Origin of the sequence: Amycolatopsis sp. 195334CR, assembly GCF_017309385.1 — a bacterium.
GTDB lineage: Bacteria > Actinomycetota > Actinomycetes > Mycobacteriales > Pseudonocardiaceae > Amycolatopsis.
Genome location: NZ_JAFJMJ010000001.1, coordinates 1167782 through 1181791 on the forward strand (window position 1 = coordinate 1167782; position 14010 = coordinate 1181791).

The 14010-nt window shown below is 71.0% G+C and carries 13 protein-coding genes; 7 read left to right on the top strand and 6 right to left on the bottom strand.

Going from position 1 to position 14010, the window contains the following annotated elements; all coding sequences use genetic code 11:
- Positions 1 to 63 precede the first annotated feature (63 nt).
- The gene (locus tag JYK18_RS05725) at positions 64 to 1713 is read left to right on the top strand and encodes a glycosyltransferase family 39 protein (protein ID WP_206801104.1); all 1650 of its coding nucleotides are present in this window, start codon (positions 64 to 66) and stop codon (positions 1711 to 1713) included.
- Here the strand turns inward: JYK18_RS05725 and JYK18_RS05730 are convergent.
- Positions 1694 to 2248: a TetR/AcrR family transcriptional regulator gene (locus JYK18_RS05730; RefSeq protein WP_206801105.1), complete on the bottom strand. Its 555-nt coding sequence runs from the start codon at positions 2246 to 2248 to the stop codon at positions 1694 to 1696. The genes JYK18_RS05725 and JYK18_RS05730 overlap by 20 nt on opposite strands.
- Positions 2249 to 2363: 115 nt before the next feature.
- Here JYK18_RS05730 and JYK18_RS05735 point away from each other — a divergent pair, with 115 nt between their 5' ends.
- The 6 genes from JYK18_RS05735 (at position 2364) to JYK18_RS05760 (ending at position 8776) form a co-directional block, all read left to right on the top strand.
- Positions 2364 to 3314: an alpha/beta hydrolase gene (locus JYK18_RS05735; protein WP_206801106.1), complete on the top strand. Its 951-nt coding sequence runs from the start codon at positions 2364 to 2366 to the stop codon at positions 3312 to 3314.
- Positions 3315 to 3428: 114 nt separating this feature from the next.
- Positions 3429 to 5828, top strand: coding sequence for a tetratricopeptide repeat protein (locus JYK18_RS05740; RefSeq protein WP_206801107.1), 2400 nt, complete (start codon positions 3429 to 3431; stop codon positions 5826 to 5828).
- A gap of 70 nt (positions 5829 to 5898) precedes the next feature.
- A complete protein-coding gene (locus JYK18_RS05745) occupies positions 5899 to 7038 on the top strand; it encodes a serine hydrolase (RefSeq protein WP_206801108.1) in 1140 nt (379 codons plus the stop codon).
- 47 nt (positions 7039 to 7085) lie between these two features.
- Entirely contained in the window at positions 7086 to 7832 is a 747-nt protein-coding gene (locus JYK18_RS05750) for an IclR family transcriptional regulator (RefSeq protein ID WP_206801109.1), read from the top strand.
- A 121-nt stretch (positions 7833 to 7953) separates the two neighbouring features.
- Complete coding sequence (locus tag JYK18_RS05755; protein WP_206801110.1) at positions 7954 to 8235, top strand: hypothetical protein; 282 nt, start codon at positions 7954 to 7956, stop codon at positions 8233 to 8235.
- Positions 8236 to 8251: 16 nt separating this feature from the next.
- A complete protein-coding gene (locus JYK18_RS05760) occupies positions 8252 to 8776 on the top strand; it encodes a hypothetical protein (protein ID WP_206801111.1) in 525 nt (174 codons plus the stop codon).
- On the opposite strand, the gene JYK18_RS05765 is transcribed toward JYK18_RS05760, so the two are convergent.
- From JYK18_RS05765 to JYK18_RS05785, 5 genes are all read right to left on the bottom strand, one after another.
- Positions 8766 to 9929, bottom strand: a complete 1164-nt coding sequence (locus JYK18_RS05765; RefSeq protein WP_206801112.1) for a CaiB/BaiF CoA-transferase family protein — start codon at positions 9927 to 9929, stop codon at positions 8766 to 8768. The two genes, JYK18_RS05760 and JYK18_RS05765, sit on opposite strands and share 11 nt — an antisense overlap.
- On the bottom strand, positions 9929 to 11341 hold the full coding sequence (locus JYK18_RS05770) for an aldehyde dehydrogenase family protein (RefSeq protein ID WP_206801113.1): 1413 nt from the start codon (positions 11339 to 11341) through the stop codon (positions 9929 to 9931). Before JYK18_RS05770 ends, JYK18_RS05765 begins: the two co-directional genes overlap by 1 nt.
- 240 nt (positions 11342 to 11581) lie before the next feature.
- Positions 11582 to 12526: an ornithine cyclodeaminase family protein gene (locus tag JYK18_RS05775; protein WP_206801114.1), complete on the bottom strand. Its 945-nt coding sequence runs from the start codon at positions 12524 to 12526 to the stop codon at positions 11582 to 11584.
- Positions 12523 to 13221 carry a GntR family transcriptional regulator gene (locus JYK18_RS05780; protein ID WP_206801115.1) on the bottom strand — a complete coding sequence of 233 codons (699 nt, stop codon included), beginning with the start codon at positions 13219 to 13221 and terminating at the stop codon, positions 12523 to 12525. Before JYK18_RS05780 ends, JYK18_RS05775 begins: the two co-directional genes overlap by 4 nt.
- On the bottom strand, positions 13218 to 14009 hold the full coding sequence (locus JYK18_RS05785) for an SDR family NAD(P)-dependent oxidoreductase (protein ID WP_206801116.1): 792 nt from the start codon (positions 14007 to 14009) through the stop codon (positions 13218 to 13220). Before JYK18_RS05785 ends, JYK18_RS05780 begins: the two co-directional genes overlap by 4 nt.
- Between the last annotated feature and the right edge of the window lies 1 nt (position 14010).

The following is a 14010-nucleotide window of genomic DNA, read 5'->3' on the forward strand; positions in this document are numbered from 1 at the left end:
AGTCCCAGGCAGGCGCCCCGGTAGATTGACGCGGACCCCGACCCCGTTGCGTGAGGACCTGGTGTGGTTGCGCTCATCTGCGGCTGGCTGCTGCTGGCCGCTCTGGTACTCGGCGGGTGGACCCGCATCTCCACCAGCCGGGCATGGCGCGTCGCCGCACTGACGCTCGCGGTGGCGTACTCGCTCGCCCACCAGGCCCTGTTCTCCACCGTCGCCGAGGACGCGTTCATCACGTTCCGCTACTCGGAGAACCTGGCCGACGGCAACGGCCCGGTGTTCAACGCCGGCGAGCGGGTCGAGGGGTACTCGAACTTCCTCTGGATGGTGTTGATCGCCATTCCGAAGGCCCTGTTCGGCAAGGGCATCGTGGTCGGCGCGGCGGTGCTCGGCGTGGTCTGCACGGTGGCCTGCGTGGTGCTCTCGTACTTCCTGGTCAACCGGATGGTCGGCAAGGACACAGACAGGGCGCTCGGCGTGCTCGCCGCCGTGCTCACCGCCGGGGCCAGCGGGCTGGCCGCCTACGGGCCGTCCGGCCTGGAGACCCCGCTGTTCCTGCTGCTCGTGCTGGGGGTGCTGTACGCGCTGGCGGCCAAGCGGCCGCTGATCGCCGGGCTGCTCGTCGCGCTGTCCGGGATGACCAGGCCGGACGGCCTGCTGATCGCCGTGCTCGTCGGTCTCTACCTGCTGGTGCGCGCGATCCGGAAGCGGACCGGCTGGCGCCCGGTGCTGGAGTACGCCGCCGGGCTGCTGGTGCTGGCGCTGCCGTGGACGATCTGGCGGGTCGTCTACTACGGACACCTGCTGCCGAACGCGGTCGCGGCGAAGTCGGGCGGCTCGTTCGGCTGGCAGCTCGCGCAGGGCGGCGAGTACCTCGGCGGGTTCGCTTTGGCGTCACTGGGTTTCCTGGTGCTCGCGGCGCTGGCGATGATCGGCCTGGTGCGGTTCGGCGGGGAGAGCGAGCACCGGTCCCTCGTCTGGCTCACCTTCGGCCTGGCGTTCGCCTACCTCGCGTTCATCACCTACGCGGGTGGTGACTGGATGCCCGCCTACCGCCTGCTCGCGCCGGTGCCGCCGCTGCTCGGCGTCGCCTCGGTCGCCGCGTACGGGATGCTGGACACCGAACGCCTGCGGGCACGCGTGGCCGGGCTGCGCCTGATGCCGCTGGCCGCCGCAGCGATCTGCGGGCTCTCGCTGCTGGTGTCGATCACCGATCCGAAGATGCTCGACCTGATGCACCAGTGGCGCGCGAAGATCGCCGAGATGGAGGAGTTCGGCTCGCTGCTCGGGCAGAACCTCCCGCCGGGCACGCTGATCAGCACCTACGCCAACGGCGCGCTGTCCTACCGGGCCGGTCCGGGCGTGCCGGTGGTCGACGTGCTCGGCCTGACCGACGAGCACATCGCGCGCAACGGCCTGCGCACCGAGGAGAGCGGCCCGATCGGGCACATCGCGCACGACTACGACTACGTGGTCAACGTGCGCAAGCCGGCACTGGGCATCGTCACCGGCAACGGGTTCGCCGTCCGTCCACAGTGCACGGACGACGCGATCTACCGCGACAGCTACCAGGTGGCCAACTTCCGCCGCGAGGGCACGCAGCTCTACGCCGTGGTGTTCCCGCGCAAGGACCAGGCCGGACGGCTGATCGCCGCGCTGGACGCCGATCCGCGGTTCGTCTACGAGCCGTGCCCGGCTACCGCACCAACGCCCTGACCGCGACCTTCAGCTGCTCCCGCACGGTTTCCGGGTCCTCCAGGTAGCCGCCGACCATCGCGCCGTCGCGCAGGAAGACCAGCACGCCGGACAGTTCCGCGGGAATGCCCGCGGCCACGGCCAGGTCGGCGAGCACCTCGGCGAACCAGTCGCGGTGCACGCGCACGGCCTGGCGGACCGGGTGCTCGGGATCGGGGTACTCGACGGCGGCGTTGATGAACGGGCAGCCGCGGAACCCGGCCCCGCAGATCTGGTCACCCAGACCGCTGACCAGGCGTTCCAGCAGCTCGCGCGGGTCCTCGGCGCGGGCGCGGGCCTTTTCGACGTTCGCCCGGACGCCCTGGTCCTCCGCCTCGACGTAGGCGCGGACCAGCTCGTCCTTCGAGCGGAAGTGCCGGTAGAAGGTGGCCCGGCTGATGTCGGCGTCCTCGATCACCCGGTCCACGCCGATCGCGTGCACGCCCTCGGCGTAGAAGATGCGCGCGGCGGCCTCCACCAGCCGGTCCCTGGCCGCCGAGCGGCGTGCTGTAGCCATGAGACGAGCGTAACAGAACGTTCTGTTTCGTTTTGCTTGACGAACCCGGCCTCCTCGCTCTAACTTCAGTCAGGTCAGAACGAAACAGAACGTTCTCCCTCATTTAGGAGCCGAGATGGCCACCGCCAATCCGCACCACCTGCCGCTCGAACCGGCCGCCCAGGCCTTCGCCGAAGCCACCTCGCAGCCCCCGTTCCTGTTCGACCTGGCCCCGGCCGACGGCCGCAAGGCGGTCGACGAGGTGCAGTCCGGCGAGATCGCCAAGCCGGACGCCGAGATCGAGGACCTGACCATTCCCGGCGACGTCCGGATCCGGATCATCCGCCCCGCCGGGCTGACCGGCCCGCTCCCGGTGATCGTCTACATCCACGGCGCGGGCTGGGTTTTCGGCAACTCGCACACGCACGACCGGCTCGTCCGCGAACTGGCCACCGGCGCCGGCGCGGCCGTGGTCTTCCCCGAGTACAGCCTTTCGCCGGAGGCCAGGTACCCGGTCGCGATCGAGGAGAACTACACCGCCGCCAAGTGGGTCGCCGAGCACGGCGGTGAGCACGACCTCGACCCCACGCGGATCGCCATCGCCGGGGACTCGGTCGGCGGCAACATGACCGCCGCGGTGACCCTGCTGGCCAAGCAGCGCGGCGGCGTCTCGTTCCGGCAGCAGGTGCTGTTCTACCCGGTGACCGACGCGAACTTCGACACCGAGTCGTACCGGCTGTTCGGTGAGGGCTACTTCCTGCGGCGGGACGGCATGCAGTGGTTCTGGGACCAGTACACGACCGATCCGGCGCAGCGCGCGGAGATCACGGCTTCGCCGCTGCGGGCCGAGGTTCCGGAGCTGGCCGGGCTGCCGCCCGCACTGGTGATCACCGCCGAGGCGGACGTGCTGCGGGATGAAGGTGAGGCGTACGCGAACAAGCTGCGCGAGGCGGGCGTCCCGGTGACCGCCGTGCGGTACCAGGGCGTGATCCACGACTTCGTCATGTTGAACGCGCTGCGGGAAACCCCGGCCGCGGGTGCCGCCATCGCGCAGGCCGCCGCCACCCTGCGCGACGCCCTCGCCTGACGGCGCGGCTCTCTCCCACCGGGCTTCAACTCGGTGGGAGAGAGCCGTTACGGGCTGTACACGGCAGTTCCGGCTCTGGCAGGATTTTCCGGTGAGGGGGTCCTGCGAACAGTGATGCCGGTTCGTCACCGGCCGGAGTTCGAACCGGCCGAGTTGCCGAAAGCGCGGATGATCCGCTGGTGGTTGTTCAGCGGAGTGGCCGCGTTGCTCGCGCTCGCCTTCCTCCTGCTCCCCTACCTGATCACCATTCCCGCGGACGCGCCGGTCGGCGCCTCCTTCACGCTGACCGTGGCCCTGTTCACCGGGCTCGTCGTCTCGCTGCTCTTCACCCTGTACGGCATCGGCCGCGCGCGGCTGGAAATCGCCGCGTACAACGCCAACGAGGTGGACATCGAGCTGTTCGAGATCGACGGCGACTCCTCGCCCGCCGAGGTCACCGCGGTGTTCAAGAACAAGCTCAACGAGTCCCGGATGTACACGCCCGCCGTGGTTCCCGGGGTTTCGCGCTCCTACGACTTCATCCAGATCGTCGAGACCGCGGGAGAAGCGGCGACCGGCTGGTGGCGGGTGGCGTCGCGGCTGATCAAGCTCGCCCGCCCGCCGCACGCGATCCGGATCAGCGGCCGCCTGCGCCAGACCGCGGGCGGGCAGCACCAGCTCGTGCTGGAAGTGGTGCGGCAGCCCGGTTTCGCGGCCAGTCCGCTGCTGCTCACCGACGACGACGAGCAGCGCCTGCTCGGCCGCGCGGCGAACGCGGTGGCCGCGCTGGTCATCCCCCGCAGCAAGTACTGCCGCAACCAGCAGTGGGCCCGCTGGCGCGGGGCGAAGATCCCCGGCGCGCTGTTCGACGCCTACGAGCGCGCCAACCAGTACAAGTCCGAGCGCCGCTACGACGAAGCACTCGCCGAGTACCACCGCGCGATCGAGCTGGACCCGGCCAACGTGCACATCCGCGTGGAGATCGGCAACCTCCAGGAACGCCTCGACCTGCACCTCGCCGCCCTGGTCACCTACGACGACGTGGTGACCCTGTGCGAGAACCGGAAGTACGGGCCGTCCACCCCGGAGGCCGCCGCGCTGCTGCTCGCCCGCTACCGCCGTGCCCTGGTGCTGGGCCGCGGTGACTGGCTCGCGCACGACTGGTGGCTCGCCGACCCCAAGACCCGGATCCGGCAGACCCGCCTGCGCGAGTCGATCCGCCTGCGGTTCGACCGCTACCGCTCGACCGTGCCCGCACCCGCCGGTCTGCTCGCCGACCCCGACGGCGCCGCCAACGAGGAGAAGGCCGCGCAGCTGCGCGCGTACCTCTGCGAAGTCGCCCAGTACGAACTGGAACGGCTGATCGCCGAGCAGCGGCCGAAGCACCTGCGGGAACTGCTGTCGGACAACTGCCTCCGCCTCGGCCTGCTCGCGGTGTACCTGCGCCGCCTGATGGCCAATGCCGAGATGGGCTCACCGCTGAAGGGTTATTCGGCGGTGAAAGGCGTTGCGGTGAGCGGGTTCGAGAAGCTGGCGACGGACACCTCGTGGCCGCCGTCGGTCGACGCGCTGATGGACGTGGTCGCCGAGCAGCTCACCCCGCGCGGCCCGTCCTCGATCTGGCACGAGCACTACAACGCCGCCTGCGTGTACGCGGTGGCCCTGCTGCCCTCCGGCATGCGCGGCGAACCCAGCGCCACCAAGGAAACCGTGCGCGTGCTCGCCGCCGACGAGAAGAAAACCCTGATCACCAAAGCGATCGCGCAGCTGGACAACGCGGCGGCCTCGCGGCATTCCGGTTATCTGGCGCAACGGCGGCCGTGGGTGATGTCGGAGGACCCGGACCTGTCCACCCTCCGCAGCCAGCCGGAGTTCCGCGCCTTCGAGATGATCACCTACTCCCCCGACCGCCCGACCCCGCTGCGCCCGCGCCGGGTGCACGCCTGGGAGCTGGCCACCTACACCTCGAACCTGGTGCGGCACATCGCTTCGTGCCTGACGCACGCGTGGCGGCGGCACACCCCGCAGCCACGGGCCCTCGTCGACGAGTCGGCCGCGGAAACCTGGCACCGCGCGGAGAACGAGGCGTGGGAGACGGTTTCCCAGCTGGCGTCGGGGAACCAGGAGTGGCAGACGCGCTACCAGGCGATCAAGGCACTGCAGCGCTGGTCGCGTGCCTCCGGGTACGCCTGCGACGACCTCCGCTTCCCGGCCTACTCCGAGCCCGAGCTGTTCACCAGGGCGGCCGCGCTCACCGACGACCCGGACCTCCGCAAGGAGTGGCAGCTCCCGCAGGGCGAGGAGACCATCAACAAGGAGACCGAGCTCTACCTGCAACGCTGCACGGACCGGCTGGTGGTGTTGTCGCACCTGCTGCGCACGCCCGGTGACCGCGCACTGGTCCCGCGCACCCGCAGGGAGTTCCAGCAGGTCGCCGAGGCCTGGGCCGCGCTGGCCGACTGGTTCGCCGACGGCGACTCGCTCAGCCCGGTGTCCACCCGCCAGGCCCGCTTCGAACGCGCGTTCCGCCGGTAGGGACAACCCCACCCCGAATCCTGGTGGCAACTGCCTGTAACCGCGTGATCGCGGACAATACGGTCGAAGCATGCGAGGAAAACGAGCCACCACCGCCACCGTCATCGCCGCGCTCACCACGGCCACCGTCGCCCCGGCACTGGCCGTCACCCCGGGTTACGACGGCGCCGCGCTGCAGCGTGACCTCGACGCCATTCGCGCGGCCGGGATCGTCGGCGTGCAGGCACACGCCGACACCGGGGCGCGACGGCTGACCGCGCGTTCCGGCACCGCGGAGGCCGGTACCTCGATACCCGTGCCCCGCGGGGGCTCGTTCCGGATGGGCAGTTCCACCAAGACCTTCGTCGCGGTGGTGGTGCTGCAGCTGGTCGGCGAGGGCAAGCTCGCGCTGGAGGACAAGGTCGCCGGGTTGTTGCCGGGGGTGGTGACCAGCCCTGCCGGAGACCAGATCACCGTGCGGCACCTGCTCCAGCAGACCAGCGGCCTGCACGACTTCGTGGCCGACCTCCCGGCGCGCGACCAGGCCGCCTTCCTCGAGCGTCGCTTCGACCACGTGCCCGCCGCGCAGTTCGTCGCCGACGCCATGAGCAAGCCGCCGGAGTTCGCGCCGGGGACCGGCTGGGCCTACTCGAACACGAACTACCTGCTGGCCGGGATGCTGGTCGAGCGGTTGACCGGGAACTCGTGGGCCGACGAGGTCCGGTCGCGGATCCTGGACCCGCTGGAGCTGAACGACACCTACGCGCCCGGTGAGGCGACCGGGCTGGCCGCCCCGCACGCGAAGGGCTACACCCGCTGGCCGGGCACTCCCGAACCGGTCGAGACCACCGAACTGTCCCCGACCTGGGGTGACGCCTCCGGTGGACTGGTCTCGACCACGGCCGACATGACCCGCTTCTGGCAGGCGCTGCTCGGCGGGGAGCTGCTGGCGCCGGCCGAGTTCGCCGAGATGCGCAAGACCGTGCCCGCGACGGGCTGGCAGAAGAACAACCCCGGCAGCGCGTACGGGCTCGGCATCGCCAGCCTGCCGCTGAGCTGCGGTGAAGTGGCGTGGTCGCACAACGGCGACGTCATGGGCTTCCAAACCCGCAACGGCTTCAGCGACGACGGCAGCCGGGGCGTGGTGGTGTCCCTGTCCACCCAGGACTTCGGCACCAGCCCGGCGCGGGACGTGGTCAAGCGCGTGGTCGACGAGGTCGTTTGTGAGTAGGCGTATGGCCGGTTGCAGATCGGCGGGAGTTGATCAACTATGGGCCCATGACCGCCAAGCGGACACCGGGGGCCAGCAGTTCCCGCAAGGTGCTGCAGTTGTTGCTGGCGTTCTCCGAACGGCGGCCCGAGGCCACCGTGGCCGAACTCGCCGCGCTGGCCGGTACGCCGATCGCCACCACCTACCGCTACGTGGCCCTGCTCAAGGAACTGCACCTGCTCGAAGAGGGCCGGGCGGGCTACTACCACGTCACCTCCCAGGTGATGCCGCTCGCGCGGGCCGCGCAGGTGGCGAACGACCTGGCCAGGCTGGCCCGCCCGGTGATGGAGGAGGCGGCCCGCGAACTCCGCGAGACGGTCCTGCTGTTCCAGCAGTTCGGCGACGCGGCGGTCTGCACGGAGCGGGTCGAATGCGACCAGGCCATGCGGTTCACCTTCCAGCCCGGTCATTCGGTGCCGCTCGGGGTCAGTTCCTCGGGCAAGATGCTGCTGGCCAGCCTTGCCGAGCCGGAACGCAGCCGACGGCTCTCCGCCGTGGTCGCGCGCCGCGGCAGCAGCCTGCGCGACGAGCTCAAGCGCGCCGAACTCAACCGGTACGCGGTCAGCTGGGGTGAGGTCGACGAAGGAGTCTGGTCCTGCGCGGTGCCGGTACGCGTGCCGGGGCAGCGGCCGACCGTGCTGACCGTGGCCGGCCCGGCCGCCCGCATCGGCGACGAGGGCAAGCGCACCGCGATCACCGTGCTCCAGGCACACGCGCAACGCATCCAGGACGCGTTCACCCAGTTCGTGCTGTAACGCCGGAACGTTCCCTGGCGGTACTCAGTTCCGTGGCTCTTGTCATGGGCGACACGACGGAACCGGTGACTCGGCCAGACGTCGTATCCAGTATCCAGTGCGGAGGGACCGAGGAGTGCCGATGACAACGAGTGTGCTGGGGCAGGCCGCCGCGATGATGGACGACGCGGCGGAGACGAGCCGGTTCGCGGCCGGGGTGGTCGAGCTGGGCCGGGAGGAGCCGGACCCGATGACCGGTGGGGCGCCGTTCGGCTTCTCCCCGCAGGCGAGGCGGCTCGCGGAACTGTGGAACTCCGCGCTGCGCACCCGCGCCGCCGGGATGCGCGCGCTGGCCGATTCCACCGAGCGGGAGGCAGACGAGCTGCGCGACGCCGCCGACGGCCGCGTGCTCCGCTACGCCTGAGCAAAGGAACTCCCCGATGGTCTTCATGCACCCCGACCTGCGGACCGCGGCCGGCCACCTGGTCCGGCTGCGGGCGGCGGCCGAGTTGCTGCACGCGCCCGACCCGCTGGACGCGCTGCGGTACACCGACTGCGCGCCCGCCGCCCTGCGCGGCATGGTCGAGCGGGCGCGGACGGCGCAGAAACCGTTGGCGGACGCCCACATCGAGTACAGCGACGCCCGGATCCGGGCCCAGTTCGGCGATCGCGGCAGCGAGCTGGCGGTGGCCTACCGCGACGAGCGGGAGGCCACCGAACGGACCGTGCTGGCCGGGTTGCGCGTTGCCGACCAGCTCGACCTGCTGGCCCGCTCGGCCGCCCGGCACGCGGTGGAGATCGCCACCGCGGCGGACCCGGCGTGCGTGCTGGTGCTCGACGGCGACCTCACCCCGGAACCGGCCGAGGCGGTGCACGACGCGTGCGCCGCGATCGTGCGCTCGGTCGAACAGCACCTGGCCGCGATCGACGCGCTGGCGTCCGAAATGGACGGTCTCAGCGGGTGAACTCGGCGATCTCTTCGGCGCTGTAGCCCAGTTCCGCCAGCACCTCGGCGGTGTGCTGCCCCAGCGTGGGCGGTGCGGAACTGGGCCGCGCCGGGGTTTCCGACGCCTTCACCGGGAATCCCGTGCCGTAGTAGGTCCCGACCGACGGGTGCGGCAGCCGGACGATCTGCTCGCGTTCCTCCGCCCACGGGTCCTCGTACACCTCGTCGATGGTGCTGATCGGACCGGCCGGGATCGAGGCCTCGTCGAACTTCTTCAGCCATTCCGCGCTCGGCCGCGTGCGCATCACCGCGAAGACGCGCTCGTTCAGCTCGTCCCGGTGTTCGGCCCGCAGCGCGTTCGTGGCGAACCGCGGGTCGTCGGGCAAGCCCAGCAGTTCCCGGAAGGCGCGCCACAGCTTTTCGCTGCCCACCGCGACGTTCAGCCAGCCGTCGGCGGTCGGATAGGCCTGGTACGGCACGATGCTCGGATGCGCCGAGCCCATCCGCTCCGGGCGCTTGGCGTCGTAGAAGTACGCGCCCGCCGCGTAGCTGTGCCACGCCAGTTGAGCGTCCATAAGGGACACGTCGAGGTACTGCCCGCGACCGGTGGAATGCCGCGCCTGCAACGCCATCAGCACCCCGATGATGGCCCACGTGCCCGCGTTCAGGTCGGCCACCGGCAGGCCGACCTTCGCCGGCGGGCCGTCGGGCTCGCCGGTCAGGCCCATCACCCCGCCCATGCCCTGGGCGATCAGGTCGTACCCCGGCCGGTCGCGGTACGGGCCGGTCTGCCCGAACCCGGTGATGGACACGTGGATCAGCCGGGGGTTCAGCTCCGAAAGCTGCTCGTAGCCGAGCCCCCAGCGCTCCAGCGTGCCCGGGCGGAAGTTCTCCACCAGCACGTCCGCCCGCGCCACCAGCCGCCGGACGGCCTCCTGGCCGCGCTCGCTCTTCAGGTCGAGCACGATGCCGCGCTTGTTCCGGTTCGCGGCGAGGAAGTAGACGGCCTCGTCACCGACGAAGGGCGGACCCCAGTTCCGGGTGTCGTCCCCGTGTCCCGGTGGTTCGACCTTGATCACCTCGGCCCCCATCTCGCCGAGGTACTGCGTGCAGTACGGCCCGGCGAGGATGCGGGACAGGTCGATCACGCGGAGGCCGTCCAGCGGTCGCATCAGCGCTGGATCGCCTTGGTCTCGAGGAACTCCTCCAGTCCGAAGCGGCCCAGCTCGCGCCCGTTGCCGGACTGCTTGTACCCGCCGAACGGAGCCAGCGGGTTGAACGCACCGCCGTTCACCTCGACCTGCCCGGCGCGGATGCGCTTGGCGACGGCGGTCGCGTGCTCGGCGTCGCCCGCCCAGACCGCGGCGGCCAGGCCGTACGGCGTGTTGTTCGCGATGGCCACCGCCTCGTCCTCGGTCTCGTAGGTCAGCACCGAGAGCACCGGGCCGAAGATCTCCTCCTGCGCGATGGTCATCTCGGGGGTGACGTCGGCGAACACCGTCGGCCGCACGTAGTAGCCCTGCTCCAGGCCTTCCGGTGCGTCCGGGCCACCGGCGACCAGCGTCGCGCCCTCCTCGATGCCCTGCTGGATGTAGCCGCGCACGCGGTCGCGCTGGGCGGCGGAGACCAGCGGCCCGAGCTTCGTGGCGGCGTCGGACGGGTCGCCGACGGAGAACTTCGCCACCCCGTCCGCGAGCAGGCCGACCACCTCGTCGCGCTGGTCGCGGTGCACGATCATCCTGGTCAGCGCGGTGCAGGTCTGGCCGCTGTTGAGGTAGACGTTGCTCAGCCCGGCCTTGACCGCGGTGGGCAGGTCGGCGTCGGGCAGGATCACGTTCGGCGACTTGCCGCCGAGTTCGAGCGCCACCCGCTTGACCGTCTGCGACGCCACCTCGGAGACCCGCGCCCCGGCGCGCGAGGAGCCGGTGAACGAGACCATGTCCACGTCCGGATGCGCCGCGATGGCCTCGCCGACCACCGGGCCGGTGCCGCTGACCAGGTTGAACACCCCGGCGGGCAGGCCGATCTCGTCGAAGATCTCGGTGAGCAGGTAGGCCGCGAGCGGGGCCACCTCGCTCGGCTTGAGCACCACCGTGCAGCCGGCGGCGAGCGCGGGTGCGACCTTCGCCACAATCTGGTGCAGCGGGTAGTTCCACGGCGTGATCGCGCCGACCACGCCGATCGGCTCGCGCACGATCAGCGAGTTGCCGACCTCCTCGCCGCCGACCGGGACCACGGCCGGGTCGCTGTAGGTGGCCGCCACCACCGCGGGCAGGCCGGCCTGCACCTTCTGCGCGATCTTCACCGGCGCGCCCATGTCCGCGGTGATCGTCTCGGCGATCACCTGGTTGCGCTCCTTCAGCTTGGCCGCGACCTGGCCGAGGTAGGCGCAGCGCTGCTCGGCGGGGGTGGCCGCCCAGCCGGCGAAGGCCCGGTGCGCGGCGGCCACCGCGGCGTCCACGTCGGCCGCCGTCCCGGCGGGCACCCGGTCGATGACCGCCTCGGTGGCCGGGTTGACCACCTCGATGGTCTCCGCACTGGAGGAGGCGATCCACTTGCCGTCGACATAGATCACGTCACGCATCGAGCGAACTCCCTTGTTGGTCCGAAGCCTGCCCCGACCTTAGGCGCTTTCTTTCACAAGCGGCGGAGCCGCTTGCGGTGGGCCGTCAGCCCGCGCTCTGCTGCCGAATTCTCAGGCGTCTTCTCGCGAGGACAGCTTCACCGTGGTGAATCGGCATTCATGAGGTGGAGATCCCGGAGCGAGAAGACGACTGAGGTTCCGCCACCCGCACCGCCACGCAAACCACGGTCAAACCGCACCCTAACCCCGGGCTCGTTCGATGACGGCCCAGGCGGCTGCGGCGTCCTGGACACCGACGCCCGTGCTGTTGTAATAGACCAGATCATCCGGCGACCGCCGTCCCTTCGCGGTGCCGACGAGCACCTCCCCGAGTTCCTGGAGTTCCGGCTCGCCCAGTGGCGCGTCCACGATCGGCCCCGCGTGCGAGAGCGCGGTCTCGCGGTGGTCGACCACCACCGCCGCGGCCGCTTCCACCACGTCCCGCCCGAGTTCCCGCCGGTGCGGTTCGAAGGACCCGACGCTGATCACCGTGCACCCGGTCGCCAGCCACTCCCGCCGGATCACCGGTTCGGTGCTGACCGTGCACAACGCGACGATCCCGGCCCCGCGCACGGCGCTCTCCGCGTCGTCCGTGGCGACCACCCGCAGGCCCAGCTCCCTGGACAGCTCGCGGGCGGCCGTAGTCCGGTGTTCCTCGCTGGGGCTGTGGATCCGGACCGTCTCCAGTGGACGGACAGCGGCGATCGCGCGGACGTGCGCCACGCCCTGCACCCCGCTGCCCAGCACGGCCAGCTCGGTGACGTCCGGGTTCGCCAGCGCGTCGGCGGCCACCGCGCTGGCCGCCGAGGTGCGGATGGTGGTCACCGCCGCACCGTCCAGCACCGCCACCGGCACCCCGGTTTCCGGGTCCAGCGCGACGATCAGGCCGTGGATGCTGGGCAGCCCGTGCTCGGTGTTGCCCGGGTTGAAGCTGATGAACTTGCACACCGGCCCGGTGTCCGCCGACAACCGGCACGGGTACGCCAGCGCCAGCGCGCCGCCCGGCCCCGGCAGGTGGGTTTTCGCCGGCAGCACGGCGGTTTTCGCGCCGAGCGCGCGGAAGGCGCGCCGCTGCGACTCGATCGCCGCGCCGACCCCGAGCACGGCGCCGATCTCGTTGGCATCGAAGAACCGCGGTGCGGTCATGGGGTCTCCCTTCGGTGGTACGCGGCGAGCAACTGCCGCTCCGCGTCTCGCAGATAGCGTTCCAGTGCCTGCTCGGCGAGGTCGAACCGGCGTCGCCGGAGGTGGCCGATGATCTTCTCGTGCCGCGCCAGGTACGGCTCGAAGAACGCCTGCGTGTTCTCGGTCAGCACGAAGAACAACCGCGTCTCGGCGAGCACCTGGCGCATGGTGCCCGCCACCCGGTCGCTGCCGGACAGCTCGGAAAGCGCCTGGTGCCAATGGATGCTGGCGGTGCCGACGCCCTGCCAGTCCTCGTCGAGCGCGGCCTGCTTGCCCTCGGCCAGCGCGTTCTGCAGGTCGGTGAGCACCAGGCCGTCGCGATCGGCGGCCTCGCGCACGGCCGCGCACTCCACCATGCGCCGGATCCGGTACAGGTCGACGATGTCCGGCGCGGTCAGCTCGCGGACGAACACACCCCGGTTCAGCTCCCGCACGGCCAGCCGTTCGTGCGCCAGCAACTGGAACGCTTCGCGCAGGGTGTTGCGCGAAACACCGAGCGCCGAACTGATCGCGGGTTCGGCCAGCCGCGTGCCGGGCAGGAACACGCCCTCGGCGATCCGCTGGCGCAGCACCTGGGCCACCCGCTCGGCGGTGCCCGCACGGGCGAGGGCGCGCCGGTCCCCCGCGAGCACCGCCGACGGATCGCCGCTGGTCATCGCACGCCCAGTTCGAATTCGAGCGAGTAGCGGTTGCCCGGCATCGCCCCGGCCGCCTTCGCGCCGTCGACCGGCACCACCGCGCCGTTGATGAACCGCGATTCGTCGCTGGCCAGGAACAACACCGCCTTCGCCACCTCCCACGCCTCACCGACGCGCGCGGCGGGCGTGCTCGCGGTCAACTGGTGCTGCTTGGCCTCGAAGTCGTCCGGGGAAGCCAGCGTGCTGCGCAGCATGTCGGTGTCGATCGCGCCCGGGTTGACCGTGTTGACGCGGATCCCGAGGTGCGCGTGCGCCACCGCGAGCGACTTCGCCAGCCCGACCAGCGCGTGCTTGGTGGCGTTGTAGACCGGGTCGGCCGGGCGGCCCATCATGCCGCCGTTGGACGAGGTGAGCACGATGCTGCCCGCCTTCGCCTCGATCATGTGCGGCAGCACCGCGCGGGTGGCCAGGAAGGCGGTGCGCACGTTCAGCGCGAAGATGTGGTCGAACTCGGCGAGCGTGGTCTCCGGCAACGGCTTCCCGAGGTGGATGCCGACGTTGCTGAACAGCACGTCGATCCGGCCGTGCTCGCCGAGCACCTGCTCCACAAAGGACTGTACGGCGTCCTCGTCGGTGGCGTCGACGGTGGTGTGGCTGAAGTTCGGGTGCCCGACCTCTTCGGCGGGCTCGCGGATGTCGCTCGACCGCACGATCGCGCCCTCGGCGAGGAACTCCTTCACCGCGGCCAGGCCGATCCCCCGCGCCCCGCCGAACACCACGACGACCTTGTCTTCCACACGCCCCATG

Bases quoted from the DNA above. Each gene is read 5' to 3' on its own strand.
- JYK18_RS05745 (WP_206801108.1), top strand. From the start codon at position 5,899: ATGCGAGGAAAACGAGCCACCACCGCCACCGTCATCGCCGCGCTCACC.
- JYK18_RS05755 (WP_206801110.1), top strand. From the start codon at position 7,954: ATGACAACGAGTGTGCTGGGGCAGGCCGCCGCGATGATGGACGACGCG.
- JYK18_RS05760 (WP_206801111.1), top strand. From the start codon at position 8,252: ATGGTCTTCATGCACCCCGACCTGCGGACCGCGGCCGGCCACCTGGTC.
- JYK18_RS05780 (WP_206801115.1), bottom strand. From the start codon at position 13,221: ATGACCAGCGGCGATCCGTCGGCGGTGCTCGCGGGGGACCGGCGCGCC.
- JYK18_RS05740 (WP_206801107.1), top strand. From the start codon at position 3,429: ATGCCGGTTCGTCACCGGCCGGAGTTCGAACCGGCCGAGTTGCCGAAA.
- JYK18_RS05730 (WP_206801105.1), bottom strand. From the start codon at position 2,248: ATGGCTACAGCACGCCGCTCGGCGGCCAGGGACCGGCTGGTGGAGGCC.
- JYK18_RS05750 (WP_206801109.1), top strand. From the start codon at position 7,086: ATGACCGCCAAGCGGACACCGGGGGCCAGCAGTTCCCGCAAGGTGCTG.
- JYK18_RS05735 (WP_206801106.1), top strand. From the start codon at position 2,364: ATGGCCACCGCCAATCCGCACCACCTGCCGCTCGAACCGGCCGCCCAG.
- JYK18_RS05770 (WP_206801113.1), bottom strand. From the start codon at position 11,341: ATGCGTGACGTGATCTATGTCGACGGCAAGTGGATCGCCTCCTCCAGT.
- JYK18_RS05765 (WP_206801112.1), bottom strand. From the start codon at position 9,929: ATGCGACCGCTGGACGGCCTCCGCGTGATCGACCTGTCCCGCATCCTC.
- JYK18_RS05785 (WP_206801116.1), bottom strand. From the start codon at position 14,009: ATGGGGCGTGTGGAAGACAAGGTCGTCGTGGTGTTCGGCGGGGCGCGG.
- JYK18_RS05775 (WP_206801114.1), bottom strand. From the start codon at position 12,526: ATGACCGCACCGCGGTTCTTCGATGCCAACGAGATCGGCGCCGTGCTC.